Source organism: Desulfosporosinus acididurans, assembly GCF_001029285.1.
Taxonomy (GTDB): domain Bacteria; phylum Bacillota; class Desulfitobacteriia; order Desulfitobacteriales; family Desulfitobacteriaceae; genus Desulfosporosinus; species Desulfosporosinus acididurans.
In genome coordinates this window covers 17,120-41,800 of the sequence record NZ_LDZY01000005.1, presented here as the reverse complement: position 1 = coordinate 41,800, position 24,681 = coordinate 17,120, and the positions used below count along the sequence as shown (strand labels likewise).

Here is a 24,681-nt window from a genome sequence, read left to right as displayed (position 1 = left end):
TATTCCGGCCTTAATGATTGGGTTTGCTTTTCATGAGTATGCTCATGCCTGGGTAGCAGACCGTCTTGGAGATCCCACACCTCAGAGCCAAGGGCGGTTAACTATGAATCCGCTGGTACATCTTGATCTTTTCGGAACCTTGATGGCTCTTTTATACCAATTTGGCTGGGCCAAGCCGGTTATGATCAACCCCCATTATTTTAAAGGCAATAAACGCAGGGGAAGAATGTTAGTTGCCTTAGCGGGGCCGGCTGCGAATATGATTATTGCCTTTCTCGCCTTGTTGACTTGGTATATCAGCATGCACTGGCTTCATGGCACAGAATGGAGCTATGACATTCAAATGGTGTTAAAATCCATTGTCTTTATGAACTTGGGTCTAGGGATCTTCAATCTCTTGCCAATACCTCCGCTTGATGGATTTTCAATTCTTACCGGTATCTTACCGGAACGGCTGGCCCGACATCTCTATTTACTTGAACAATATGGCCTGATTATTTTGGTAATACTCTTATTTACGGATGTTTTGAATATTGTTTTATACCCGGCAATGAATGGAATTGTTTTAATATACCAAACGATTATTACCATGATCTTAACCCCTATTTTTGGCCATTTATGGTTGATTTAATGTATTCGCAAGGTTACGGAGATTACTAAAGGAGTGTAATGGTATGAAAGGAAGAATATTGAGTGGAATGCGCCCGACAGGGGCGTTGCATATTGGTCACTTAAGTGTAATCCAAAACTGGGTTTCCCTGCAGAAAGATTATGATTGCTATTTTTCTGTTGTTGATCTTCATGCTTTAACTTCGGGGTATGAAGATAAATTAGACTTCACTCGCCTTCGCCGCGACATTGCTCTGGACTGGCTCAGTGTTGGTATTGATCCTGAGAAAAGTGCCGTTTTTATTCAGTCTGAGGTTAAAGAACACTCAGAGCTTCATTTGCTTTTATCGATGTTCACCCCTCTATCCTGGCTGGAGCGTGTCCCTACCTACAAAGATCAAATTCAACAATTAAGTATTCAAGGAAAAGATTTAGGGACCTATGGATTCTTAGGCTACCCTCTTCTAATGGCAGCAGATATCTTAGTTTACAAAGCAAGTGTTGTGCCCGTTGGGGAAGATCAGCTCCCTCATGTTGAACTTTGCCGGGAAATTGCTCGTCGGTTTAATTATCTTTATGGTTCAGTATTTCCTGAACCGAAAGCTCTTGTGGGCAAAGTTCCCTTATTGCCAGGTGTAGATGGCCGCAAGATGAGTAAAAGCTACCATAATGCTATTTCCCTCACAGCCTCTTCTGAAGAGATTAAGACGCGGGTTCAGCAAATGATTACGGACCCGGCACGCCTTCGTAAAGATGACCCTGGTCATCCGGACGTATGTGTCGTCGATAAATTTCATCAGATTTACACGCCGGAAGCAGCAGAAGTCGCAGAAAATTGCCGGGCGGGAAAGATCGGGTGTGTAGCCTGCAAACGTCTTTTAGCTGAGAACTTGGAGAAGTTACTAAGCCCCTTTAGAGAGCGTCGTGTCTATTGGGAGGAACCGGGCCGGGTGGAAAAGGTCCTGGAAGAAGGCGCATTACGTGCTCATGAAGCGGCCGCAGTGACGATGAAAGAAGTTCGTAGTGCCATGGGGCTGTAAATGGAAAGTGGTAAGAACAGTCCTCAAATAGAATTGCCCGTTTATCACGGTCCCTTGGATCTGCTCTTGACCTTAATTCAGCAGGAAAAGGTAGATATTTATGATATACCTATTGCTCGCATTGCTGATCAGTTTGTCGAGGCAGTCCGAGAAATGGAGTCTTTAGATATGGAAGTAACAACTGAGTTCCTTGTTCTGGCAGCTCAGTTACTCTTTATGAAGTCAAGGGAACTTTTGCCAAAGCCTGTAAAGAATGGGCAAGATCAAGCTGAAGATGAAGATCTGCGCCAAGAATTAGCTGAACGACTTGTGGCATACAGAACGTATAAGCAGGCAGCCCAAATGTTGGAAAAAATCGAAATTGCTTCAGGACGTTCCTTTGATCGAGAAATTGATGTGGAGGAATTATTAGGAGACGTCCAGCCGGAGGATCCACTCAAGGGAATTTTCTTCGAGGATCTTTGGCGGGCCTTTTGTAAAGTCATAGAGCGAGCTGAAAAAGGGGAAGAAATTCGGGAAGTTGAGCCAGATGAAATTGCTATCGAGGTTATGCTTGCTGACGTGATGCGGCGAGTGCTTCTCCACCCCAAAGGCCTTCGTTTTACCCACTTATTGCGCAGCAGATCGCGCATGGAAATTGTCGTTTCTTTTCTTGCATTACTGGAACTGTTGAAAGCGGGTAAAGTTCGTGCTGAACAATCCGCGGTCCTTAGTGATATTATGTTATTCCCGACAGAAAAGGCATGGGAATTCATAGAAGAGGAGTAGATAAAATGCTGTTTCGGGAACCGGAAACGGCTGCCTTAGAGGCCTTATTATTTGTTGCTAAAAATCCGCTGACCGTTGATCTGCTGGAGGAAATTCTTGAGTTAGATCATTCAAAGATTGAGGAACTGCTGAATGAACTGCGAAACCGTTATTCTGCTGAGGCGTGCGGCTTAATGCTTTTAGAAATTGAGGGTGGATTTAAATTGGCAACGAAACCGGAAGTTGCCCGCTATATAGAAGCCCTATATAAACAGCCGGCTCAAGCCTTATCGAATGCGGCCTTGGAAGTTCTCTCGATTATTGCCTACAAACAGCCCGTGACTCGCGGGGAGGTTGATTTCATTCGAGGGGTTCAGTCCGATCGAGCCTTAAGTACTTTAGTTGAGAAAGGCCTAGTCAAAGAAGTTGGACGTAAAGATGGTCCAGGACGTCCTATCCTTTATGGAACTACCGAACAGTTCCTCCTACATTTTGGTTTGCATTCAATCGATGATTTGCCCAATCTAGAAGTGTTTACTCTGAGTGAAGGTGAAGCTGCAAGTTCCCTTGAAATAGATGCTGAACTATAAAGTTGCGCAGGTTTTTTACTGACCGGGCATAATAATTAGGAGAACTAAGAATGAGACTATTTATTGGTATTGATATTCCGGCTGAACTAAAACATTTCCTGCTCTCGTTCCAATCAGAACTTAGAGGACTGGGAGTCAATGGTTCCTGGAAATCGACAGATAATTTTCACATAACCTTGGAATTCTTAGGGGAACTTGATCCTAAAGCAGTACCGGTCATTTTCGAAAGTATGTCTTTAGCTGCTGAGAACTGTAAGTCATTTAAAATAGATATTGGAGGTTTGGGCGTCTTTCCCTCATATAAACGACCACACACTCTTTGGACCGGTGTGGGCGGAAACTTGATGGAGTTGAACCAATTGCGGGAGGGGATACATGCTTTACTCGTCAACAAAAGCTTTACGTTGGAAAGCAAAAAATTTAAACCGCATATCACCTTAGCATCTCGCCCAAATCTTAATCGAATTGACTTAAGCAGCCTGATGACCAAAAAATTAGGCGAATTTCAAGTTAAAGAGGTTACTCTTTTTGAAAGCACAGTCCTACAAGGAAAGAGGACTTACAAAAGTTTGAATCATGCAAGGCTGCAGTGATTGGATAAAGGGGCCAATTTAAGAAATGAGTATTTTGTTTTGCCGGGATTGCGGTGTTGATGTTTCTGGAGATCCGTTGTTTAGACAGGTGAGTTTTGCGCTGGAAAATGGAGAAAAGGCGGCTTTAGTAGGTCCCAATGGCGCAGGAAAAACGACATTGATTCGCGCGTGTTTGGGGGAAGTTCGTCTTGAAAGCGGTGAGAGCCAAATTTTCGGCACCTATGGCTACCTTCCTCAAATGCCCATTATCGAGGAGGAAGGGAACGTATTTCAGTGTATGCTCCAAGAAAGAGCTGATTTGCTCGCCATGCAGCAACAACTTCGGGATTTAGAACAAAAAATGGCGCATACCCCTAGTGATAAAATCATGGAACAATACGCCATGCTGACAGAACGTTTTGAACGTCAGGGCGGATATGCTTTAGAAGCCTTAATTCGGAGGATTTTGGCTGGGCTGGGTCTCGAAGGTGAAGCTAATACCCTTGTTCAGTCCTTAAGCGGAGGACAGAAAACGAGATTAGCTTTGTCTAAACTCTTACTTCGCTCTCCGGAACTTTTGATTTTAGATGAACCTACAAATCATCTGGATGTTGCGGCTTTAGAATGGCTGGAAGGGTACTTGCGAGATTATCCAGGGGCCCTTCTTATCGTTTCCCATGATCGGTATTTTTTGGATCGTACTGTCTCTAAGGTTTTATGCCTGGAAAATGGTAAATTAAAGGGTTACAGCGGGAATTATTCCGAATTTGAACTGCAGCGTGCCATAGAAAGCAAAACGATCAGTCGCGAAGCAGAACGGTTGGAAAAAAAGATTGCTAAACTTGAAGAATATGTCCGCAGAAATAAAGCGGGAGTTAATTCCAAGCAAGCCCGCGGACGGGAAAGTCAGCTGAATAAACTAAAGCCTATCTCTGTAGAGCGCTCAGACCATAAACTTTCAATTTCCCTGGGAAATGCAGACCGCAGCGGGGATCGGGTATTGCTTTTGGAAGATGTTATGATTAGTTTTGAGAATCGAACGTTGTTTCAGCACGTTTTATTGGATCTCCGGCGCGGGGACAAAGTTGCTTTATTGGGTAAAAATGGAGTGGGAAAAACTTCGCTTTTGAAAGGAATTCTCCGCCAAATTCCCTATCAAGGAACTATTCGCTTAGGGGCTAATGTTAAAGTGGCTTACTATTCTCAAGAACACGAGAACCTAGGCAACGCCGGGACTGTAATGGACGAAATCCGTACTGTCTCAAATTTAAAGGACCCGGAAATTAGAAATCTTCTGGCTCGATATGGTTTTAGAAACGACGATGTTTTTAAGTTTACAGCTGTACTAAGCGGGGGTGAAAAAAGCCGCTTGGCCTTGTGTAAATTATTCCTGGAACAAGGAAATTTGTTGTTGCTTGACGAGCCAACAAATCACTTGGATATGGATACTCGAGGTTTGTTGGAAGAAGCTTTGCAGGAATATGAAGGAACAGTCCTTGTCGTTTCCCATGACCGTTACTTTTTAGATAAGGTGGTCCAAAAGATTGCGGAATTAACCCCTCAGGGTTTGAGAATATTCGAGGGCGATTATACAAACTATCGGGAATCAAAACAAGAAGAAGACTCCTTCGTTGCTCCAAAGGAAAAAAGTCTTAAGTCCGGCTCTCAAGAGCAGCAAGAAAACCGTAATCTTGCGCGTGAAAAAAAGCGTCTTAAACACTTAGAAAAAGAGATTGAAGAGTTAGAAGAAACGCTTGGGAGGCTGGAAGGTGAACTTGCTTCCGCCGGCAACAATTATGAATTAGCAATGAGCCTTCATGAGGAATATGAAAGGGTGAAAAAACACCGGGATAGTGTACTGGAGGAATGGATCGCAGGGAGCGATTGATTTCACCAATTAACCCTTCTGCCCATATATTATCCTGAAGTCGCAAGGTGGAGGGATACATATATGGGAGTAGCTTTACTTATGGCTGTAGCATTAAGCTTAGATGGCTTTGGGGTTGGTTTGGCATACGGGCTGCGCCGTATTCGCATACCGTTTGCTTCATTAATCGTTATAGCCATGTGTACTGTCTTTGCTATGGGTATATCGATGTTTTTTGGAAGTATCGTTAAACTTTGGCTCACCTTTTTTCCGGCAAGGTTGTTGGGGGCTCTGATTTTATTGACTCTGGGAGTTTTTCAACTGGGCAGAGCAATAATCAATCGTAATCATGAGCAATTGCCTGAGGCAGTTCCAGCGATAGCTGTTATTGAGGAAAAGCCTGCCGCAGAACCAGAGTTTCGCTTCCAATTAGAATTTCTAGGATTCGTGATCCAAGTACTTAAGACACCGCAAATCGCCGATGTAGATGGGTCAGGCGGGATCAGTCTCAAAGAGAGTTTTTTGCTGGGAAGTGCCTTGGCTATGGATGCTTTTGCCAGTGGTATTGGAGCCGCAATGGCAGGAATGACAGCGTCTATCATTGGCGTGGTTGCTTTGACCCAGATTTTTATGTTATGTTTAGGCCAGCAAATGGCCGGTAAAGTCCCCGAGAATTGGATCAGTAAAGCGGAATTTTTGCCGGGGACTGTTTTAATTCTAGTCGGATTGGGTAAATTGATTTGAGGTGAGCTATTTTGTTAACAATCGGCTTGACCGGTGGTATTGGCAGCGGAAAGTCAACAGTTTCTCATTGGTTTGAAACCCAAGGTGTTTCGATCATTGACGCGGATAAAACCGTACACCGTTTGTTGGAATCGGATGTTAACTTAATTTCACAGCTGGTTGAAACGTTTGGCCCTGAAATCACGGAGAAACAAGGGAAAATTGAGCGCAGGAAACTGGGGAAATTGGTATTTGCTGATCAACAAGCTCGAAATAGTCTTGAAAAACTTGTTCACCCCCGAGTACTTGCAGAAATGAAGAGTGAACGAGAAAAACTGGAAAATTTAGGGACAAAGGTCTGCGTGTGGGATGTTCCTTTGCTTTTTGAAACAGAATTTGATCAACATGTTGATCAAATTTGGGTTGTCTGGGTACCTCGGGATATACAGCTTCAACGTGTGCTTAAGCGAGACAATTTGAGCCTTGGTGAGGCAGAAGCCCGGATTTCTGCCCAGGGATCGTTAGATGAAAAACGCCGGCGAGCCCACGTTGTCATTGATAATTCTGGAACTATCCAGGCAACAATAGAACAACTCAGAGAAGCCTGGAAAGAAACAAAAGAAACATATTTAAGAGGAAACTAGGATATATTCATATAACAGTCCTAATCGAGATGAGGAGATGCGATGTTTAAAAAGAAAGAAAGGATCAGAGCAAGCAAAAGGCTTCTTCTGGTCTTAATAGTCGTAATCCTTATAGGCTATGGCCTATTGAACATACCGTCATTTGAAAAAATTCTTTATCCCTACCCGAATCAAAAAATTGTGGAAAAATACGCAGCTGAATATGGTGTTGATCCTTTGCTCGTAGTTGCTATTATTAGGGAGGAAAGCAAGTTTCTTCCTCAATCGCAATCTCATAAAGGCGCTGTAGGCTTAATGCAGCTAATGCCCAGCACTGCCCAATCAATCGCCGAAAGCTTAGGAGATAAAAGTTACTCCAATGAAGATCTTATTAAGCCGGAAAAAAATATTCAGTATGGAACTTGGTATCTAGCCAGCTTGGAGAAGGTCTTTGCCAATAATCTTGTTCTTGTGATCGCCGCTTATAACGGTGGCAGAGGACATGTTCAGGAATGGATAGAATCCGGGCAGATCGATCCCAATAATGTCCAGCAAGAAGAAATTCCCTTTAAGGAAACCAGAGATTATGTAGGCCGTGTCTTGAAAAGTTATCAAAAATATATTAAACTTTACCGTACATAATTTTCTGCAGTTGTTAGGAGATTTCATGACGAGAAGGAAATGAGGAGAAACTACCGTGAAAGATGTGGACCAAACGGATACCAAAAAAATTATTACTCGACTTAAAACGGTGCGGGGTCATATTTCAGGGGTTGAGCGGATGATTGAAGAAGATAAACCCTGTGAGGATATACTATTGCAGCTCGTTGCTATCCGTTCGGCTGTCCAGAAAGTATCAGTGATTGTTGCTCAGCATTATGCTAATTCCTGCCTAGTCGAAGCTCTCGATAAAGGAGAAAATCGTCAAGAGGTTTTAAGTAAAGCCATTGAAACTCTAATGAAATTGAATCAGTAATTTGCGCCAGCAAATTTTGCAGCCACCGGAAGCTTAAGACTTTCGGTGGCTTATTTTTTTAGGCTAAACACTAATACTTGATTATTCCAATGATTGTGGCTATACTGTAATTGAGCATATGCCCAAAAGGAGCTGATACAATGTCAAGACGGCGTTGTTGCGGCCGAATTGATGAAACAATAGTCTGCCAAACGTTTATTCCTCAAGGATATTCACGTTGGCCAGAGGTATCAATCCAGCTTGAGGAACTTGAAGCCGTTCGTCTCAAAGACAAATTAGGTCTGGATCAAATTGAATGTGCAGCATCTATGGGAGTTTCCAGAGCTACGTTTCAGCGAATTCTTGGAGCAGCTAGAGAGAAAATTGCCACTGCCTTGTTAGAAGGCAGGCCTATCATTATTCAAGGGGGTAATTATACTGTAAAAAATAGGGTTTTCGAATGTCTTCATTGCCAACATATCTGGGAGGAAAAGCCATGTTCTGCCGGTGGCAAGCATGGCTATGAAATAGTCTGCCCGAAGTGTGGCAACTTAGAGAAAATGCGTTTAGACAACGGGATCAAACGTCCTTGCGACAGTCATTTAAGAAAGAAAGATGACAGTGCTTGGCGTGAAGAAACTTAAAAAGGTAATAATTAAAGGGGGTTTTTCTTATGGCAAAAAAGATAGCTATTCCGACTGATGGTGAGGTTTTAGATCCCCATTTTGGGCGGGCCGCAGGGTTTACAGTCTTTGAAATTGAGGGGCAAAGCGCTCGCTTGGTTGAAAAACTCAGTGCCACAGGTCTTCAGCACCAGCATGAGGGACTTGCCAATATGTTTAAGAACAAAGGTGTAGACGTTCTCGTTTGTGGCGGAATCGGCGGGGGAATGATCAACGGCCTTAATGCTGTAGGATTAGAAGTCGTCTCAGGAGCTTCAGGGAGAGTTGTAGATGTTGCCCAAGCCTATGCGGAGGGTAAAATTGTAAGCACCGGATCCGTATGCCAACATGACCACGGACATGAACACAATCATACCTGTCACTAAGTTAAGGTTCTGCCATTATTGGACAAACTTGACAAAGCAAGAATCAGGGTAGTAAGATAAATTCGGATTACCCATTTGGAGGGTAATTTATGATAGGAAAGGGAGGCTGTACCGTGAGTGAAGCATGTAATAGCTGTTCTGCAGCAGGAACTTGTACGGGAGAAAGTTGTTCCAATGAACCAAAATTGACAGATGCTCAAAAAGCCAGCCATATTGACAAGATTATTGCTGTTATGAGCGGCAAAGGCGGCGTTGGTAAATCCTCTGTGACGAGCATGTTAGCTGTGAGCCTAATGCGTCAAGGCTACAAAGTCGGGATCTTAGATGCTGATATTACAGGACCGAGTGTCCCGAGAATTTTTGGGGTTACAGGAAGAGCAGGTGTAAGTAAGACAGGAATTCTTGCTCCTCAGAGCCGTGACGGGATTAAACTCATGTCGCTGAATCTTATGATAGAAACAGAAGATGATCCTGTTATTTTAAGAGGACCACTTATCACTCAAATTGTTAATCAGTTTTATACTGAAGTTGTTTGGGGCGACTTGGATTACCTTTTGATTGATTTGCCTCCGGGTACAGGAGATGTTCCTATTACAGTCTTCCAATCATTGCCCGTCGATGGGGTTGTTATGGTAACAAGTCCTCAATCATTAGCAAATATGGTTGTTCGCAAAGCCATTAAAATGGTACGAAACTATAAACCTCCCATTTACGGCTTAATCGAAAATATGGCCTATGTACAATGTTCAGATTGTAATCATCGAATGGAGGTATTTGGGAAGCCTCAAGGCAAGGATGAAGCAGAACGAACGAATATTCCATTTTTAGGTGAGCTTCCTCTTGATCCTACTTTAGCACAATTATCGGATGCAGGTAAGGTTGAAGATTATCAATCACCTGTTTTTGACCAAATAGCGAAACGCTTAGCTGAAGAAATCAAAAAACATAGCGGTGAAAAGTTAGCCTAATATAAAGACAAAGGCCAAGGCTTACCCCAGGACAAGCCTTGGCCTTTGTTTCCCTCTAGCAATGCAGCTAACCTGCCGCTTTTACCAGAGGTGAATATGTTCAGCTTTAGCTGAACGAGTTCACTGCCTGAGAGTAGCTTTCAGCCGCTGAGGTTTTAGAAGCAAACCAAAGGCGTCTTCAATATCCTTGACAATAACGTCGGAGGACAATAAGGCAGACGTACAAGCCCCTTCAAAGCCAATTACGCCAATCCCCAAAAAGGCTTTTTCCAGCATTAACTGATCATTTGCACCGTTTCCGACGGCAACAACATGATCAGGGTTGAAATTTAATACATAGTCTGCCTTTTCTTTGGTATGGTTCGAGCTTGATAAGACGTTTACTTGGACGGGTAAACCTTGGCACTGACGTTTAACGGTTCCGAAGGTATCAGACGTTAGAATATGAATGTCCATTAAGAGAGCTAGACGTCGCAGATGTTCTCTGACCGATTCTAACATGTTGCCATCTAAGGCCAAAGTTCCGTTAAAATCTAAGACCAACACCTCTAAGGCGACGACACCCTTGCCAGGGATCATTAATTTAATCATTCGTTTCACACTCATTTACTAAGTTTATTAAAAGTTTCTTTGAAGACTATAATAATTTAATGTATATTAAATTTCAATAAAATTATTGAAAAGGACTCAATAACACTATATAATGTGATTATATTCATAAAGTGGTGGTGAGACGATGTATTCACAGAAGATTACTGAACTAATAATGAATCCTATTAATCAAGGAAAAATGCCGAATTCGGATGGTGAAGGAACAGTAAAAGATCCGCAAAGCGGGGATGTTTGTACTATTTATATTAAAGTTGAATTTGGTATAATAAAAAGTATCAGTTTTTGGGCCGAGGGAGATGTAGAGACTTTAGCCTGTTGTAGTATGGCCACTATTTTGGCCCACGAAAAACATTTGGCAGAGGCCTTAAGGATAAGCAAACAAGATCTTATGGACGCATTAGAATGGTCCGATGAGGTAAAACATTCTAGTTTAGACCTTGTCATAAATACTCTGGGAAAAACAATTCAAGACTATCTTCTTAAACGAGGAATTTACTATATTCAATATGAAAAACTGGATACCTAAGATCGGGAAACTAAGATTACGTAGGGAAGTTTTTATACAATTTGGAAGTGACAAAAATGCTTGATGAGGATCAAGGATTGTATACGATTGGCACGGTTGCGGAGTTAATTGAAGAACATCCGGAGACTCTAAGAGTTTGGGAACGAAATAACCTTATACATCCGGAAAGAAAAGGAAGACAACGGAGATATTCAAACAATGACATTAAGAGACTGCAATTCATCAAATATTTAATAGATCAAAAAGGGCTGAATATCGCTGGTGCTAGACACATAATTTCTATGTATTCATGTTGGTATAATCGCAATTGTAAAGGGGGCGCTTATCGGAACAGTCCTATATCGGTTAATGAATCAAAAGCATGTTGGAAAATCCAAAACACATTTTGTCTCATTGCAAGTGACAAAGCCGAAATGTGTAATTCTTGTGCTCTTCTCAAGAGTTGCCAAGCGGGTGAGGAGTGTAACATAAAGGATAATGGTTAAAAAAACGACTATAATGTCGTTTTTTTTGACTTTTGAACCAGTTTTTAAGCCCCCCACTTCTTAGTCCTTAGTTAACTTCAGGTGGGGTAGAGTCCTCCTTCGCCGCTAAGTATTCCTATTGGGAAAGGCGGCTCGGCAATAATGTCCACTGGACATTATTGTTTCTGAGGCCCCGACGTTCAGCTTTAGCTGAACGAGTTCACTCGCGTCGAGCTAATTCCTCCTTAATAAGGACAAGAGAATCTTTTAGGATTGATAATTCGGCTTCATATTTTTTGACCGTATGGCCGGGAAGATGAAGCCCAGTTTGTTTTAAGACATAGTCTCTCTCTACTTCCAATTCTTCAAGGTCTTCGGACAAAGATTCTAAACGTTGGATTAGAATCTTTTTTTCTAATAAGGTTAAATCCTCCATAGGTTACCTCTCCTCTTTAGGCAGAATATTACAGTAAACGACATAGGGGTATTGTTTTTCTATATTGACCCTGCGAGATTTTCATTGTATGCTATAAGTAACCAAACGACCCCCTCCCTAGGGGGTGGGACAAAACGAATTTGTAATTATATTACCATGGCTAGCACTTAATCGCTAGACGATTTTTCAAAAGCAGTATTACATATTTCAATTCGATGGTTAAAAAAGTTAATTGTGCTGGCAAACTTAAATCAAGTTTTACCTTGGAGGTGATAAAAAGAGGATATACAGACAGCCTAAAATTATTTGATATTTTGAAATGAGGTGAGGAGTAAACGTGAAGCGGTTAAAAATGTCTATTATTGCCTTAATCTTGGGGATTGGCGGAATAGTTATCTTCGGATTTTCAGGACTGTCAAGTCCCAAAGACGCCCAAGCTGCCTGTGGGGCGTCAACGTCTTCCTGTAAAACGTGTCACGAGGTTCAAGGAGCCGATCCTGTTTCCAAAAAGGGAGATTGGCATACACAGCACTCCTTTGGAGACTTCTGTCAGGCTTGTCACTTGGGTGTGGCAACGGAAACTGATAAGACAAAGGCTCATGCCGGGATTATTGCTAACCCCCTAGCCCAGCCGGATCAATCGTGTGTCTCTTGTCATCCAACGGATGCTCCGGCTAGAGTTGCCAAATACGGAGGATCAGCAACAACGTCCAATGCTTCAGTAAATAGCTCGAAAGGAAGTTCCTCCGCTGCAGGGACGACTTCTTCTGCAGAGACGGGATCCGTCGCTCCTTCTCCGGCAGCAACTCAAGTTCCGCCGAGTTCTAATCCGAATTTTGATGTTCTTGACTTTAATAATAATGGCAAACTATCCTGGCTTGCTTGGTCTATTATAGCAGCCGATATTCTGATCCTTTTGGTTTTGACGATTTTGCTTTGGAAATGGAAAAAAGGTCTATGGCCTTGGGCTTACCTCAAAGGAAGGCAGAGAAACGTTCCCTTTAATACTTTGCCGCCGGAAGTTCAAGACGTATTCAGACAATTGCTTGCCGGGGATATAGAGACGGTTTTGCTGATTAAAAGTATACTAGAAGATCCAAATGGACGGCAAACCTTGCATTTCTTGTCTCAAGTGCCGGAGAATATCCTGATTCACTTGCAAAGGATGGATGAAAAAGAACTTAAACAATTAATATCCTTAGTTGAGGCTGAGACAGAGAAGAATACGGGAAAGGGGGAAGCTTAAGTGTCTTTTATCGAAAAAATGAAAGAAAAAACATGGTCCCCATGGGCCGCGGGTTTCCTCCTGGGAGTAACTGGCATAGCCTCCTATGTTCTGGTTGATAAGACGATCGGTTCTTCAGGAGGTCTCGAAAGCATTGACAGCATGCTTTTAAAGACGTTCCATTCTAGCTTAGCGAACTCTATGTATTTCAAATTTCAAATGCCTCCTGTACTGAGTTTCCAAATTATTCTGTTCATTGGCATGATCCTTGGCGCTCTCGTCTCAAGTTTATGGTCCCGTGATTTTAAAGTTCGCTTGATGCCAGATCAGTTGTGGATCCAAAATTATGGGCCCAGTAAGTTAAAACGGTGGGTATTGATTTTTATCGGCGGCATGATTATTGAATATGCTGCCGGGATTGCGGGCGGATGCACGAGCGGCTTAGCCATATCCGGGACAATGCAGCTTTCACCGGCAGGTTTATTATTTATTGTTGGCTTATTTGTGTCCGGAATTATTACAACTAAACTTTTATATGGGAGGGATTATTAAGATGACTACCTATGTTATTCCTTTAATTATTGGCTTTTTCTTCGCTTTCGCGCTGCAAAAAGCCGGTTTAGGTCATTATCATCGAATTGTCAACCAATTTCGATTTAAGGATAACACCATCATGAAATTTATGATGACGGGGATTTCAGTGGGACTTGTGGGTCTTTATGCCTTGAAAGATCTGGGTTTTATTCAATTGGACCAAATGTCCTCGACCTATATTGTCGGCAATCTCCTGGGTGGACTTCTGTTTGGAGTTGGTATGGCGTTAGCCGGGACATGACCAGGTACTTTGATCACAGGTTGTGGTCAGGGAAATTTGGACTATTTAATTCCTGGAGTTTTAGGTTTTCTTGCCGGCGGTGTTCTCTTTGGGGCTACCTATCAATCAATCTTTTTAAAAATATCTACCATTGGGGTCTATGGGCAGCAATCCCTTGAGGAACTGCTTCATGTGAACCATTGGCTCTTTATCTCGCTCTTTGTTCTCTGTACGCTTGTATTTTATGTTGGCTCCAAGGTTTCCGAAAATTCAAAAGGTGTCTCCGTTGATTCCCCAGTAAAATCAGCTAAGAACCTAAATTTGAACTAAACTTTATGGTTAATGTGGAAAGGAGGTTTGACTATGTCCAAAGTCTATACCTGGGACCAATTGTTCAGCCGCCGGCAATTTATTAAAGGTGCTGCCGCCGGTGCCGCTTTGGGTGTATCGGCTGGCCTGGGGTTCTTAGCGCCGGATAATATGTTTGCTGTGGAGCATTCTGCGTTAAAGACAGCGGCAAATGAGAGTTCTGAGCTCCAGAAGGTTACTACAATCTGTGAGCAGTGTGTCTGGCGCTGCGGCGTTATTGCCAAGGTCGATAACGGCATTGTGAAAAAGTTAGAAGGCAATCCCGATCATCCCAATAATGTCGGCAAACTTTGTCCGCGGGGAAATGCGGGAATTGAGACGTTATACAGCCCTGATCGTATTAAATTTCCTCTTATCCGGGCAGGGGCGCGGGGAAGCGGATTGTGGCGCAGAGCTTCATGGGATGAAGCTCTGACGTATACGGCGGATCAGATGAAAAAAATAAAGGATAAGTATGGGGCAAAAGCCATGATGTTTAACTCCACAGACAATTTGTCCCAGCCTTTTTTCGAGATTTTGCTCAAAGCCTACGGTTCCCCCAATTATGGCACCCAGAGAAGTCTATGTTTCAATGCAATGACCACCGGTTTTTTATATACCTACGGTGTTCCTCAACCAGGAACGGATTATAAGAATTGCAAGTATATGATCTTTGCGGGCAGAAATCTGGCAGAGGGAATCTCCAATAATGAAACTCAGGAAATGATCGAGATGATTGCCAGGGGGACTAAGGTTGTGGTCCTTGATCCGCGTTTCAGTAAAACAGCGTCCAAAGCCACTGAATGGCTGCCAATACGCCCGGGAACGGATTCCGCCTTCTTCTTAGCAATAATTAATATCATTATTAAAGAAAAACTGTTCAAGAAGGACTTTATCACTACCTATACTCAAGGTTTTGATGATTTAGTCCAAGAAGTCAAGGATTACACGCCGAAATGGGCGGAGCAAAAGTGCGAGATTCCTGCAGCGACGATAGAGAGGATCGCCCGTGAGTTTGCTGCAGCTGCTCCTGCCGCTATTGCTCATCCTAACTGGCGTACATCCAATTTTAAAAACTCATTTCAGACCGAGCGGGCAATAGCTGTATTGAATGCTTTGATCGGCAATTGGGCTCAGCCGGGGGGACTTATTCCCGATCAGGAAATCAATACGGCTAAGCTCGGAGTTTTGTCTCATCCCCCCTTCCCCCAGGCCCAGGGAATACGACTTGACGGTGTTCCCTGGCAGTATCCCTTGGTCCCCTTATCGTATGGTGTAATCCAAACTATGCGGGATAATATCTTGTCCGGCAAACCTTATGAGGCTAAAGGGTGGTTAATTTCTCGGCAGAATCCAATTCTTTCGATACCGGAACGACAGAAAACCATCAATGCTTTTATGAAGTTGGATTTTGTCGCTGTCATTGACATTCAAGCAAGTGATACCGCCTATTATGCCGATGTAATTTTGCCCGAATCCAGTTATTTGGAACGTTATGACGGGTTGATCCCTATTGGCAGCAAAATCTTTATCAGACAGCCGGTGATTGAACCTTTATATGATACGAAAAGCAGCTTGATGATTTACAAAGAACTGGCTGACAAATTAGGCCTGGGCGATTTTCTTCCTTATAAGGACGAACGAGATCTTTTGGCCAAACAACTTAAACCCTTCTCAATTACTCTAGATGAGTTAGAGAAGGCTGGGCATTATGTTGTACCAAATTTCAAAAAAGATCATTCCAAAGACTTTGAGTTTCAAACCAGCAGCGGAAAAATTGAAATATCGTCGAGTATTATGGCTCAAATGGGCAAAAAAGCGGTGCCCGCTTGGGATGAGCCGCCTCGTCCTCCGAAAGACCATTATTATCTTTTAACGGGAAAAACGGCTCAACACACTCAGATGTTCACTCAAAACAATCGTTGGTTATTAGAAGTTTTCTCAGAAAATCGGGCCTGGCTGCATACTTCGGTAGCTGCTAAGCTAGGAATCAAGACGGATGATGACGTTGTGCTGGAAAGTGATGTGGGAAAAGTGACAATTAAAGCGAAGGTTACTGAGGGAATCCGGCCGGATTGTATCTTTATGGTCGGAGGATTCGGTCATGTGAGCAAAGGGCTTAAATCGGCTTATAAACTGGGAGCCAGCGATTCTGCTCTTCACAAGACTATTACAGATCCTCTCTCGGGTAGTTCGGCTTTGAGTGAAACCTTTGTAACGGTAAGTAAAGCGTAGGAGGGAACACTATGACAGTTCGCATGGGATTTGTCATTATCACTTCGCGCTGTATCGACTGCGATGCCTGTATGGTCGCGTGCCGCGCAGAAAATGACGTGCCCATCGGTAAGACACGGAATTGGGTCAAAAGCAGCGGTGTACAGGGTGAATTTCCCAAGGTTAAAGAAGTTTTTCAACCCGGAAATTGTATGCATTGTGATCACCCTCCCTGTGTATCCGTATGCCCTACAGGAGCGTCCCAAAAACGTCCCGATGGTATAGTCATTGTTGAAACTAGTAAATGTATCGGGTGTAAATATTGTCTTACTGCTTGTCCTTATGATGCTCGTTTTGCTAATCCGGAGACAGGCAAAGCTGATAAATGCACGTTTTGTCTGCAGCGTTTGGAGCAAGGCTTAAAGCCGGCTTGTGTCCAAACTTGTCTGGGAAAATCACGGCAGGCTGGTGATCTTAATGATCCCGAAAGTGTTGTGGCTAAATTACTCGCCAAATATCCAAGCCGTCAGTTGCTAACGTATGTGGGAACCGGTCCCAATATTTATTATATTGATGATGTGGTTCCGGAAATACCGGAGGGCAATTAAGAGGCGAAGGAGGGGTTTCACGTGGAAATAACTTGGGGCATATTAATTGTTATTTACCTCTTTACTGCCGGCGTGAGCGCAGGAGCCATGATTACCTCGAACCTGGCCTTGCTCTTGGGTGGTAATGATTTTGAAAGGGTTAGCCGCTGGGGGGCATTTATTTCACCCTTTCCAATTTCCTTAGGGCTGGGTGTGCTGCTACTCGATTTAGGAAGCCCTTTTAACTTCTATCGGTTATTTATGACTTTACAGGTAAGGTCCCCCATGTCTTATGGTAGTTGGGCGATTCTTTTGTTCACTCTGCTGAGTGTTGTCTATCTTTATCTTTGGCTACCTCAGAAGTTTCAAATTATAGGAGAAACTAAATCTTTAGAACAATGGAAAAAACGATTGGCCAAAGTAATTCCCTTCTTGTCGGTAGGGGTGGCATCATATACCGGTCTTCTTCTCAATGCTGCAGCACGCCCCTTATGGACAGCCCCCTTGCTTCCGGTGCTCTTTTTAGTATCAGCTTTGTCTACCGGGGCAGCAACGGTGATTTTGTTCTCTGCTCTTAGTCCCTGGCAAAGGGCCAGGCATAGGGAACTACAGTTATTGACGAAGGCCGATGCTTTACTCATCGTTTTAGAATGTTTTATACTATTGGTAATGATTGTAATGGGCAGATTGAGTTCTCTGAGTATTGCTGAGGCTTACGGGAGTATGATCTACGGACAGTTTGCTATGATTTTTTGGTTTTTGATTGTGGGCTTAGGGCTAATTGTGCCCTTTTCCCTGGAGTACTTGGAACTAAAAGAGAAAATATCAGTTCGGTGGACATTGCCAGTAACCATTGGCAGCAGTTTCCTCGTTCTCTTTGGCGGTTTTTTTGTCCGCTATATTATAACCTTCGCTGGGCAGTGGAGTCGTTGGTTTTAGGTGAGGTATGGGAACCGCTCCGACTTGTAGATCTAAGGAAGAAAGGGCTGAGAAGGATGGCTAAGCAAATAGAGTGCTCAAGACGGACAGTATTACGGTTTGCTTGGGCCGGAATGGTTGCGGTGGGTGGGTTAAGTGTCAAACCTCTTGTTGACTATTTGATGAGCAAAGAGGATCAACCGCGCTCGCCCTTAGTGTCTTATGCCAAAAGCCTTGAGGAAAAAACGGATTGGCAGCATGTTCCCAATTCACGTGTTTGGGTTAAGCGGGATGATCAAGGCATTGCCGCTTTGGTTGCGACCTGTACTCATTTGGGCTGCGAAGTGACATATCATCTGGAAAGGAAACAATGGTTGTGTCCCTGCCATGGCAGTATTTACGACACAGAGGGCAGGCCTGTAGCAGGGCCTGCCCCTAAAGCCTTGCCAAGGGCAGCTGTGGAACGGAAGGCGGATGGTTCCTTAATCATTAATACAGAGAAGCAAGTTGGATTGGATGTGCGGCTATGAAGGATTCTAAAGAAACGGAAACTTCGGTTCAAAGGCCAATACTGATGTCTGACCATGATCAAAAAGAGAAACTATCGCCAGTACATAAGTTGGAAGGAAATTCGCGGAATAATTTTATTAATCACGTGCGGCCGAGATTTATCTCTGAGCGAGTACTTTCGGTATTCTATACGTTTTGCCTCGGAGGACTGTCATTTTTGGCATTCCTAATGCTTGGAATTACAGGGATTCTTTTAATGTTTCACTATCAACCCGGTGCAAGTTCAGGCTACAGCAGTGTCCTTACGATCGGGTCGGTAATTCCTTACGGGTATATCATTAGAAATTTGCATTATTGGTCGGCACAAATTATGATTGTAACCGTTAACTTGCATATGGTAAGAGTCGTATGGACTCATTCCTACAAGCCCCCGAGACAGCTTAATTGGCTCGTTGGCGTAGGATTGCTGGTACTTGTCTTGGTTTTAGATTTTACAGGTTACCTGCTGGTTGGTTCCCAAGAAAGCGGTGCGGCGGCAACGGTTGCCGCTAATCTATTGAAGCAGATTCCAGGTTTGGGAACTGCCTTGGCGCAGATCGCCTTAGGCGAACCTTCTGCCTTAAGCGGCAGCACTTTGGTTGTCTATGTCTGGCACTGTGCGGTCTTACCCTTGGCAATGTTATGGCTGCAGCTCTATCATTTTTGGCGGATTCGCCGTGACGGGGGAGTACGCCCTCTCTAAAGGAAGGAGATATAATGGCTCGTTCACCCATTAATAATCTTAAAGAAAATGAAGGAATTGCCGCGTTGATTTTTTTGATCCTTTGTACTTTATTGGCTTTTAAAATTTCTCCAGGTGTGGGAACGAGCAATTTGGCTCCGGCAGTTCCTCATGCAACAGCACCCTGGATTTTTGGGCCATTTCAAGTGCTGCTGCTGTATCTTCCGCCTTGGCTGGGAGCTTTAGCAGTTCCCGCCTTAATTATTATCGGGCTGGCCGGGGTGCCATGGGCTGCTCATTATTGGGGGGACAAATGGGGAATGAGGATTTTCAGCGCTCTTTTTAGCTTGGTCTTGATTCTTCTGTTTTGGTTTATGGTGAAGGAATTGTGGTGGACTCGCCTATGAAAAAAGCTCTGATCTTAGCAAGCCTTTTCTTGAGTCTTGTTATTTTAATTCTTTTTATTCAAGGCAGCACTCCAAATTGGGCTCAATATCAACGAGAGTATTTTAAAGAACAGGCAGTAAGACTGCAGGCTCAATTAAATTCAACCAAAGATACAGCAAAGAGAACTCAACTCCAGCAAGAAATCAAGAGCCTTCAAAATCGCAAGCCTGAGGTCATTGATCTGGTTCTTCCCAACGGGAACGTTGAGCGCTGCAAAACCTGTCACATCGGTATAGAGGAAATCTCCAGCTCTCATCCCAGTAATACGTTTGGCTGTGTCGCTTGCCACGGGGGAAATCCTCTCTCTTTGGACAAAGCGACGGCCCATGATCAAATGTATGGCGGGGGACACCCGGGTTCCTTGAACGCAGTTTCTTTAAGCTGCGGGGGAAAGGCCGAGAATGGGATGTCCTGTCACTCAGGCAACCAGGAAACAGCAAAAAATGAAGTCGATCTCGTGAAAACGTCGATTATGTCCACAAAGGCCGGCGAGCTCAGTGTTGTACGCCGGATGTTCGGATTTGATAAAACGAATGAGGTGCCGGGACTTGTCAAGGGGCAGTCAGCAGCGCTTTATCCCAATCCGCTGCAGGGACAGCCTAATCAGAAGGCGTTTCAGCAGAACTGTTTGAGTCAATGTCATCAAAACGGAGGGGAGATCCCAGCTTTTCCGACTCCTGATAATCATTCTCTCCAGGGCAGCCAAACCGGAGTTAAATCTCAAACAGAGAATAAGATTACAGCGAACGGGTGCGAGGTATGTCATGTTTTAACGAACCCTATGCATACTTATATCGGGACAGATACGACCATGAGATCTGCTGATCTCGGCTGGGGGATGACCCACAGCTTGACAACCCAAATTCCTTATACCCAGTGTAATCAGTGCCACAATCAAGGAAATCATGACCCGCTCAAAATGAGTTTTGCGTTTCGTTCAGATATGACCAAAGTCATTAGTGACTGGAAATCCGGAGATACCAATTATCTGGACCGGGTCAAAGATTATTATTTGCCCGGAGAAATCTTCGCTCAATGTGAAGTCAGCCTGGATTGCATTGATTGTCACACAAGGCAGGATGTCATGGGAGACAACCTACTCCACACCTCTCAATATGATGCAGTTCACCTTCAATGCCAAGATTGTCATGGCACAAAAAACACTCTCCCCAAGACCAAGAAGATTGTCACCCCTAAGGACTTAGCCTTTGAAGAACAATTAACCAATCCTAAATTTCCTGTTCTGAAACTTGGCGATGAGATTCTTGTTACAGGAAAAGGGGAGGAGTTGCCGTTTATTCGCCATGAAGGAAATAGTTGGCTGCAGACCAGTCGTGTCACAGGCAAAACCTTTAATATCCCATTAGTTTATGGAAGCACCTGTCAGCAATCGCTTCTGGAGCAGGGGGCAGACTCCTGTCACAAATGTCATGACCGGAGCGCAGCACATCCCTGAGGAGTTAACTTGTCTGAGGTTATAGTGAACACAGAGGTTATGAATTGTATCTTCAATCCATAACCTCTGTGTTTCATTAGTTGTCCTCTTCAAAGGAAAGGTTCATAGGCTTTTCTGGCAATTCGCTGCTGAGGTCGACATCCGTAGCCGGAACATTTTTGTCAACGATGTCAAAAGAAACGTTATCCATCCATAATTCTCCCGTGCCGTTGAGCAGCATACCGATATTGATGATCGCGCTGTTTTCCGGTACATCAAGCACCACCGAATAATGATTCCAGTCCGTATCGCCCGTTATAGGGCGGTTTTGCATATTATCAATTTTGATCACATTGGCGGTTATGCTGTCAATCCTCATCCAGAGTCCACCCCAGCCTGTCACGTCTCTTGCTTTTAGAAACCCTGATAAACGGACTCTTTTTCCAAGATAGTTTTTGGCTTTAAATTGCTGCATTACCGCATAGTAGTCGCCTGTCTCCAGTTCTGTACTGGTGCTCTTTAAAAGCACTGATTTTGTTCCTTTAAAAAACACTTCGTGGTCAAATGCAGCTTCAAATTTTCCTGGAGCTGTTCCTGTTATAATCCATCCGGGAATCTGCTCATTGGTTTTCATATCGTTCACCTCATTTATAGTTACTAAATGGTTTATGGCACGGCGGTATTTTCCGGGAGGAAGCGCGTAGACCTTCTTAAATGCTCTTGTAAAGGCCTCTTGAGATTCAAAACGGCAATAGAGAGCAATATCCATAATACTAAACTTCGATGACAGAAGAAGTTTTGCTGCCAAAGTTAACCGACGGCTTTGAATATGCTCCTTCAACCCCAAGCCGATCTCGCGCTTAAAAATGCGCACAAAGTGATATTTTGAAAATCCGGAAACTTTTACAATCTCATCCAATGAGAGCCTCTCGCAGAGGTGTTGTTCAATGTATGTGATGGTGTCCTGAATGCTTTGAGAATAGTTCATGAGCGCTCCTCCTAGATGATAGTATAGTACCAATTAGAAGATTTTTTTTGATTTGTATTGCGCAAATTTGTATTGCCTGCAATCCTTGAGTTGGTGTATTACTATAGAAATCAGAGAAAGAAAATTCCAACGGGTTGACAAATCATTGATAAGCGAATATATTGGAATTAATAAAATACCCTAGAGGGGTATAGGGGATAAAGATAACATTTCTGTTTCACTTAGTATACGACAGACTCATCTCCAAAATATCAAGTGTGTGCAGCACAAAAGGAGCTGGGATCCAGGAGTAAGGATCGGGATTCTGAATATGTGGCTGGAGCTGAGCTAAGAAGTTATTATGAACTAAAGAGTTAATTAAGGAGGATTGAAGACGATGCCAAGTTATGATTTAATCTGTCAGACGTGTAATCATAAGTTTTCTGTCTTTTGCAGCATAAGCCAAAAAGACCGGCAAGTATGTCCGGTATGCGGAAGTGACCAAATAAAACAGCGATTTACCACAATTAATGTTATGGGGAAAAGCTCAAGCGGGGGATCTTCCATTGGCTCAAGCTCTGGTCCTCAGCGCTTTGGCTGAGCAGGCTGCTAATGAGGAACCGGGTGTTCCTTTAATGCCGCGGGAATAAGGAGGAGAGTAGGAATGTCAGCGTTTATCTTAGAAAAACTTTGCCGGGGCTGCAAACGCTGTGTCAATACCTGTCCCGAACAGGCTATTGCCATGTTGTCACATTTAGCAGTGGTAGATCCTAAGAAATGTGTGGAATGTGAAGCTTGCATGGAAGCTTGCATGCATGGCGCTATTACCTTTGTAGATGTAGGGGAGATGAATGCTAATGGCGGATGATGGACAAGTGCATGAAAAACCACTGGATCAACAGGAAGTATTACAGCACCTTAAAGAAGTTGAGAAAAAGCTTATTGATCTTAGAGCTCGTTGGCCGTTTCACTCTGTGCAGCCGCGGATGGTAGCGGAACGAGAAGATTTGGAAGAGGAAAGAGACCGTTTATTGGGTATCCTATATGTATTGGGAGTTGTTTCGGATTAATTTGCTTATACTATTAGAATGAAGAAGTCTATCGCGTAAAATCGCCGAGATTGAATTATTATCCGATAAAGCGAGGGAAAGTCATGGATTTAAAGTATGAGGTCAAAACGAATAAACCTTTTGAGACAGCTGTGGAAGATTTCAAGAAAACATTAAGCAACAATAGTTTCGGCGTTTTGTGGGAACTTGATTTTAAAGACAAATTGGCAGAAAAAGGGCTGGATTTTCAAGGTCACTTTAAGGTTTTAGAGGTCTGTAATCCCAAACAAGCAAAAGAAGTATTGGAGCTTCAGGTTGAAGTTGGATATTTTTTGCCTTGTAAGGTGGTCGTATACGAAAAAGAAAAAAGTGTGTATATGGGAATGATGCGTCCGACGTCTTTGATAGGTATGATGGAACACGAACAATTGCTAAGTGTTGCTCAGCAGGTAGAAAGCGTGTTAAAGAAAGCGTTGGATGAGGCGATCTAGATAATTAATCACGGTGAACATCATTTCGGGATATTATTCTAATAATCCTTGGAGCTGTCTAAAAACTTAACTCTAAAAATCTAAAATGGGTGCAAATAATCAAAGGCGTTCTCGCTTCACTAATATAGTGGAGTAAGAACGCCTTTATTTAATGATTACCTTATCAGGATTTCTCAGAGCAATATTAAAAGTTGATAGTTAATTTGGGAAATTTGGGGAACACTTCTGCTATAAAGGAAATGAATCGAGGAGGTTTAAAACGTGTCTGAGGATCTTAATAATATCAAAGATCATTATGAACTTGCAATTATTGGATGCGGTCCGGCAGGGATGGCGGCAGCCCTTAATGCCAAAATAAGGAAACGAGATTTTATTTTGTTGGGTTCGGAATTCTGCAGCCCAAAGCTGTCTAAGGCACCTCAAATCGATAATTGGCTCGGTTTTCCCAAAATAAGTGGTGAGGATTTAAGACAGCGGTTTCTAAATCATCTTAAGGAAAAGGAAATATCTATTATTCCCTTTAAAGTTACAAGTATATATCCGGGCCCTCCTTTCACCATCATGGGCAAGGAGAAATCCCTGGAAGCAGATGCTCTTATTTTGGCGACGGGTGTTTCGGCGAGTAAATTATTTCCTGGTGAAGCCGAATTGCTAGGTATGGGCGTCGGCTATTGTGCTACCTGTGACGGTCCCTTGTATAAAGACAAGAAGGCAGCGATTATTTCTTATAACCATGAAGGTGAGGATGAGGCCAATTTTATGGCCGACATCTGTTCCCAAGTCTATTATATTCCTTATTACAGTGACGTTCCCTCCCTTGATTCCCGGGTTGACGTTAAGAAGAGCAACGTTGCGAGGATTGTGGGGAAAGAAAGGGTAGAACAACTTGACCTTGGGGAGGAACAATTAACCGTTGACGGAGTATTTATCATCAGAGAAAATCTTCCTGCCGAGCAGCTTATTTCAGGTCTGGAAATGGAAGACGGTGCCATTAAGGTAAATCACAAATTAGAGACTAGTTTTCCGGGGTTATTTGCAGCCGGCGATTGCACGGGACAACCCTATCAGTTAATTAAAGCTGCAGGAGAAGGCGGAACTGCGGCTCTTCAGGCGGTGAAGTATTTGGATAGTCAAGAGCGAAGAAAGTATCTTTGAGCGCCAAGTTTTCTTAATTC

The 24,681-nt window shown here is 43.4% G+C and carries 32 protein-coding genes and 1 pseudogene; 30 read left to right on the top strand and 3 right to left on the bottom strand.

Translation table 11 applies throughout. The annotated features are described in order from the left end of the window. Positions 1–13 precede the first annotated feature (13 nt). The 13 genes from DEAC_RS07825 (at position 14) to DEAC_RS07765 (ending at position 9,742) form a co-directional block, all read left to right on the top strand. Positions 14–631, top strand: coding sequence for a site-2 protease family protein (locus DEAC_RS07825; protein WP_047809746.1), 618 nt, complete (start codon positions 14–16; stop codon positions 629–631). A 43-nt stretch (positions 632–674) separates the two neighbouring features. Beyond that, complete coding sequence (gene trpS / locus DEAC_RS07820; RefSeq protein ID WP_047809502.1) at positions 675–1,649, top strand: tryptophan--tRNA ligase; 975 nt, start codon at positions 675–677, stop codon at positions 1,647–1,649. Next, a complete protein-coding gene (locus tag DEAC_RS07815; protein ID WP_047809501.1) occupies positions 1,650–2,417 on the top strand; it encodes a segregation and condensation protein A in 768 nt (255 codons plus the stop codon). It begins immediately after the preceding gene. 5 nt (positions 2,418–2,422) lie between these two features. Next, entirely contained in the window at positions 2,423–2,986 is a 564-nt protein-coding gene (scpB, locus tag DEAC_RS07810) for an SMC-Scp complex subunit ScpB (protein WP_047809500.1), read from the top strand. A gap of 50 nt (positions 2,987–3,036) precedes the next feature. Continuing rightward, positions 3,037–3,579, top strand: coding sequence for an RNA 2',3'-cyclic phosphodiesterase (thpR, locus tag DEAC_RS07805; protein WP_047809499.1), 543 nt, complete (start codon positions 3,037–3,039; stop codon positions 3,577–3,579). Between the two features lie 25 nt (positions 3,580–3,604). Next, positions 3,605–5,446: an ABC-F family ATP-binding cassette domain-containing protein gene (locus DEAC_RS07800; RefSeq protein WP_047809498.1), complete on the top strand. Its 1,842-nt coding sequence runs from the start codon at positions 3,605–3,607 to the stop codon at positions 5,444–5,446. Between the two features lie 63 nt (positions 5,447–5,509). Then, complete coding sequence (ytaF, locus tag DEAC_RS07795) at positions 5,510–6,169, top strand: sporulation membrane protein YtaF (RefSeq protein ID WP_047809497.1); 660 nt, start codon at positions 5,510–5,512, stop codon at positions 6,167–6,169. Positions 6,170–6,180: 11 nt separating this feature from the next. Next, positions 6,181–6,792, top strand: a complete 612-nt coding sequence (gene coaE, locus DEAC_RS07790) for a dephospho-CoA kinase (RefSeq protein WP_047809496.1) — start codon at positions 6,181–6,183, stop codon at positions 6,790–6,792. Positions 6,793–6,834: 42 nt separating this feature from the next. After that, positions 6,835–7,413 (top strand): lytic transglycosylase domain-containing protein, encoded by a 579-nt coding sequence (locus DEAC_RS07785; protein ID WP_047809495.1) that lies wholly within the window; start codon positions 6,835–6,837, stop codon positions 7,411–7,413. Positions 7,414–7,468: 55 nt separating this feature from the next. Continuing rightward, positions 7,469–7,747, top strand: a complete 279-nt coding sequence (locus DEAC_RS07780; RefSeq protein ID WP_047809494.1) for a metal-sensitive transcriptional regulator — start codon at positions 7,469–7,471, stop codon at positions 7,745–7,747. Positions 7,748–7,887: 140 nt separating this feature from the next. Then, a complete protein-coding gene (locus DEAC_RS07775; RefSeq protein ID WP_047809493.1) occupies positions 7,888–8,370 on the top strand; it encodes a DUF134 domain-containing protein in 483 nt (160 codons plus the stop codon). A 29-nt stretch (positions 8,371–8,399) separates the two neighbouring features. Continuing rightward, the gene (locus tag DEAC_RS07770) at positions 8,400–8,774 is read left to right on the top strand and encodes a NifB/NifX family molybdenum-iron cluster-binding protein (protein ID WP_047809492.1); all 375 of its coding nucleotides are present in this window, start codon (positions 8,400–8,402) and stop codon (positions 8,772–8,774) included. A gap of 113 nt (positions 8,775–8,887) precedes the next feature. Continuing rightward, entirely contained in the window at positions 8,888–9,742 is an 855-nt protein-coding gene (locus tag DEAC_RS07765; protein ID WP_047809745.1) for an Mrp/NBP35 family ATP-binding protein, read from the top strand. A gap of 120 nt (positions 9,743–9,862) precedes the next feature. On the opposite strand, the gene DEAC_RS07760 is transcribed toward DEAC_RS07765, so the two are convergent. Then, entirely contained in the window at positions 9,863–10,348 is a 486-nt protein-coding gene (locus DEAC_RS07760; protein WP_242847099.1) for an HAD family hydrolase, read from the bottom strand. A 130-nt stretch (positions 10,349–10,478) separates the two neighbouring features. On the opposite strand from DEAC_RS07760, the gene DEAC_RS07755 reads away from it, so the two are divergent. Beyond that, positions 10,479–10,880: an iron-sulfur cluster assembly scaffold protein gene (locus tag DEAC_RS07755; RefSeq protein WP_047809490.1), complete on the top strand. Its 402-nt coding sequence runs from the start codon at positions 10,479–10,481 to the stop codon at positions 10,878–10,880. Between the two features lie 56 nt (positions 10,881–10,936). Then, the gene (locus DEAC_RS07750; RefSeq protein WP_047809489.1) at positions 10,937–11,365 is read left to right on the top strand and encodes a MerR family transcriptional regulator; all 429 of its coding nucleotides are present in this window, start codon (positions 10,937–10,939) and stop codon (positions 11,363–11,365) included. 199 nt (positions 11,366–11,564) lie between these two features. Here the strand turns inward: DEAC_RS07750 and DEAC_RS07745 are convergent, their stop codons facing one another. After that, the gene (locus DEAC_RS07745; RefSeq protein WP_047809488.1) at positions 11,565–11,780 is read right to left on the bottom strand and encodes a hypothetical protein; all 216 of its coding nucleotides are present in this window, start codon (positions 11,778–11,780) and stop codon (positions 11,565–11,567) included. A gap of 337 nt (positions 11,781–12,117) precedes the next feature. On the opposite strand from DEAC_RS07745, the gene DEAC_RS07740 reads away from it, so the two are divergent. The 10 genes from DEAC_RS07740 to DEAC_RS07695 are packed head-to-tail and all read left to right on the top strand — an operon-like array spanning position 12,118 to position 21,020. Then, a complete protein-coding gene (locus DEAC_RS07740) occupies positions 12,118–13,026 on the top strand; it encodes a hypothetical protein (protein WP_047809487.1) in 909 nt (302 codons plus the stop codon). After that, on the top strand, positions 13,027–13,557 hold the full coding sequence (locus DEAC_RS07735; RefSeq protein WP_047809486.1) for a YeeE/YedE thiosulfate transporter family protein: 531 nt from the start codon (positions 13,027–13,029) through the stop codon (positions 13,555–13,557). It begins immediately after the preceding gene. Between the two features lies 1 nt (position 13,558). Further along, entirely contained in the window at positions 13,559–14,149 is a 591-nt protein-coding gene (locus DEAC_RS07730; protein ID WP_152671368.1) for a YeeE/YedE thiosulfate transporter family protein, read from the top strand. 33 nt (positions 14,150–14,182) lie between these two features. Continuing rightward, positions 14,183–16,402, top strand: coding sequence for a molybdopterin-containing oxidoreductase family protein (locus tag DEAC_RS07725; RefSeq protein ID WP_047809485.1), 2,220 nt, complete (start codon positions 14,183–14,185; stop codon positions 16,400–16,402). An 11-nt stretch (positions 16,403–16,413) separates the two neighbouring features. Continuing rightward, on the top strand, positions 16,414–16,989 hold the full coding sequence (locus DEAC_RS07720) for a 4Fe-4S dicluster domain-containing protein (RefSeq protein WP_047809484.1): 576 nt from the start codon (positions 16,414–16,416) through the stop codon (positions 16,987–16,989). Positions 16,990–17,010: 21 nt separating this feature from the next. Next, entirely contained in the window at positions 17,011–17,907 is an 897-nt protein-coding gene (gene nrfD / locus DEAC_RS07715; protein WP_047809483.1) for an NrfD/PsrC family molybdoenzyme membrane anchor subunit, read from the top strand. 56 nt (positions 17,908–17,963) lie between these two features. After that, a complete protein-coding gene (locus tag DEAC_RS07710; protein WP_047809744.1) occupies positions 17,964–18,416 on the top strand; it encodes a QcrA and Rieske domain-containing protein in 453 nt (150 codons plus the stop codon). Continuing rightward, positions 18,413–19,138 carry a cytochrome b N-terminal domain-containing protein gene (locus DEAC_RS07705; RefSeq protein WP_047809482.1) on the top strand — a complete coding sequence of 242 codons (726 nt, stop codon included), beginning with the start codon at positions 18,413–18,415 and terminating at the stop codon, positions 19,136–19,138. The genes DEAC_RS07710 and DEAC_RS07705 overlap by 4 nt, the downstream gene beginning before the upstream one ends. A gap of 14 nt (positions 19,139–19,152) precedes the next feature. Beyond that, positions 19,153–19,524, top strand: a complete 372-nt coding sequence (locus DEAC_RS07700; protein ID WP_047809481.1) for a hypothetical protein — start codon at positions 19,153–19,155, stop codon at positions 19,522–19,524. After that, the gene (locus DEAC_RS07695) at positions 19,521–21,020 is read left to right on the top strand and encodes a hypothetical protein (RefSeq protein ID WP_047809480.1); all 1,500 of its coding nucleotides are present in this window, start codon (positions 19,521–19,523) and stop codon (positions 21,018–21,020) included. The genes DEAC_RS07700 and DEAC_RS07695 overlap by 4 nt, the downstream gene beginning before the upstream one ends. 76 nt (positions 21,021–21,096) lie before the next feature. Here the strand turns inward: DEAC_RS07695 and DEAC_RS07690 are convergent, their stop codons facing one another. Further along, positions 21,097–21,987, bottom strand: a complete 891-nt coding sequence (locus DEAC_RS07690) for a helix-turn-helix domain-containing protein (RefSeq protein WP_047809479.1) — start codon at positions 21,985–21,987, stop codon at positions 21,097–21,099. Between the two features lie 376 nt (positions 21,988–22,363). On the opposite strand from DEAC_RS07690, the pseudogene DEAC_RS24135 reads away from it, so the two are divergent. The 5 genes and pseudogenes from DEAC_RS24135 to DEAC_RS07665 form a co-directional block, all read left to right on the top strand. Next, positions 22,364–22,471, top strand: a pseudogene (locus DEAC_RS24135) (FmdB family zinc ribbon protein); the annotation flags it as partial. A 159-nt stretch (positions 22,472–22,630) separates the two neighbouring features. Continuing rightward, a complete protein-coding gene (locus DEAC_RS07680) occupies positions 22,631–22,834 on the top strand; it encodes a DUF362 domain-containing protein (protein WP_047809477.1) in 204 nt (67 codons plus the stop codon). Next, entirely contained in the window at positions 22,824–23,036 is a 213-nt protein-coding gene (locus DEAC_RS07675; RefSeq protein ID WP_152671367.1) for a hypothetical protein, read from the top strand. The genes DEAC_RS07680 and DEAC_RS07675 overlap by 11 nt, the downstream gene beginning before the upstream one ends. 83 nt (positions 23,037–23,119) lie before the next feature. Then, entirely contained in the window at positions 23,120–23,506 is a 387-nt protein-coding gene (locus DEAC_RS07670; RefSeq protein WP_047809475.1) for a DUF302 domain-containing protein, read from the top strand. 261 nt (positions 23,507–23,767) lie between these two features. After that, the gene (locus DEAC_RS07665; protein ID WP_047809474.1) at positions 23,768–24,661 is read left to right on the top strand and encodes an NAD(P)/FAD-dependent oxidoreductase; all 894 of its coding nucleotides are present in this window, start codon (positions 23,768–23,770) and stop codon (positions 24,659–24,661) included. The last annotated feature ends 20 nt before the right edge of the window (positions 24,662–24,681 follow it).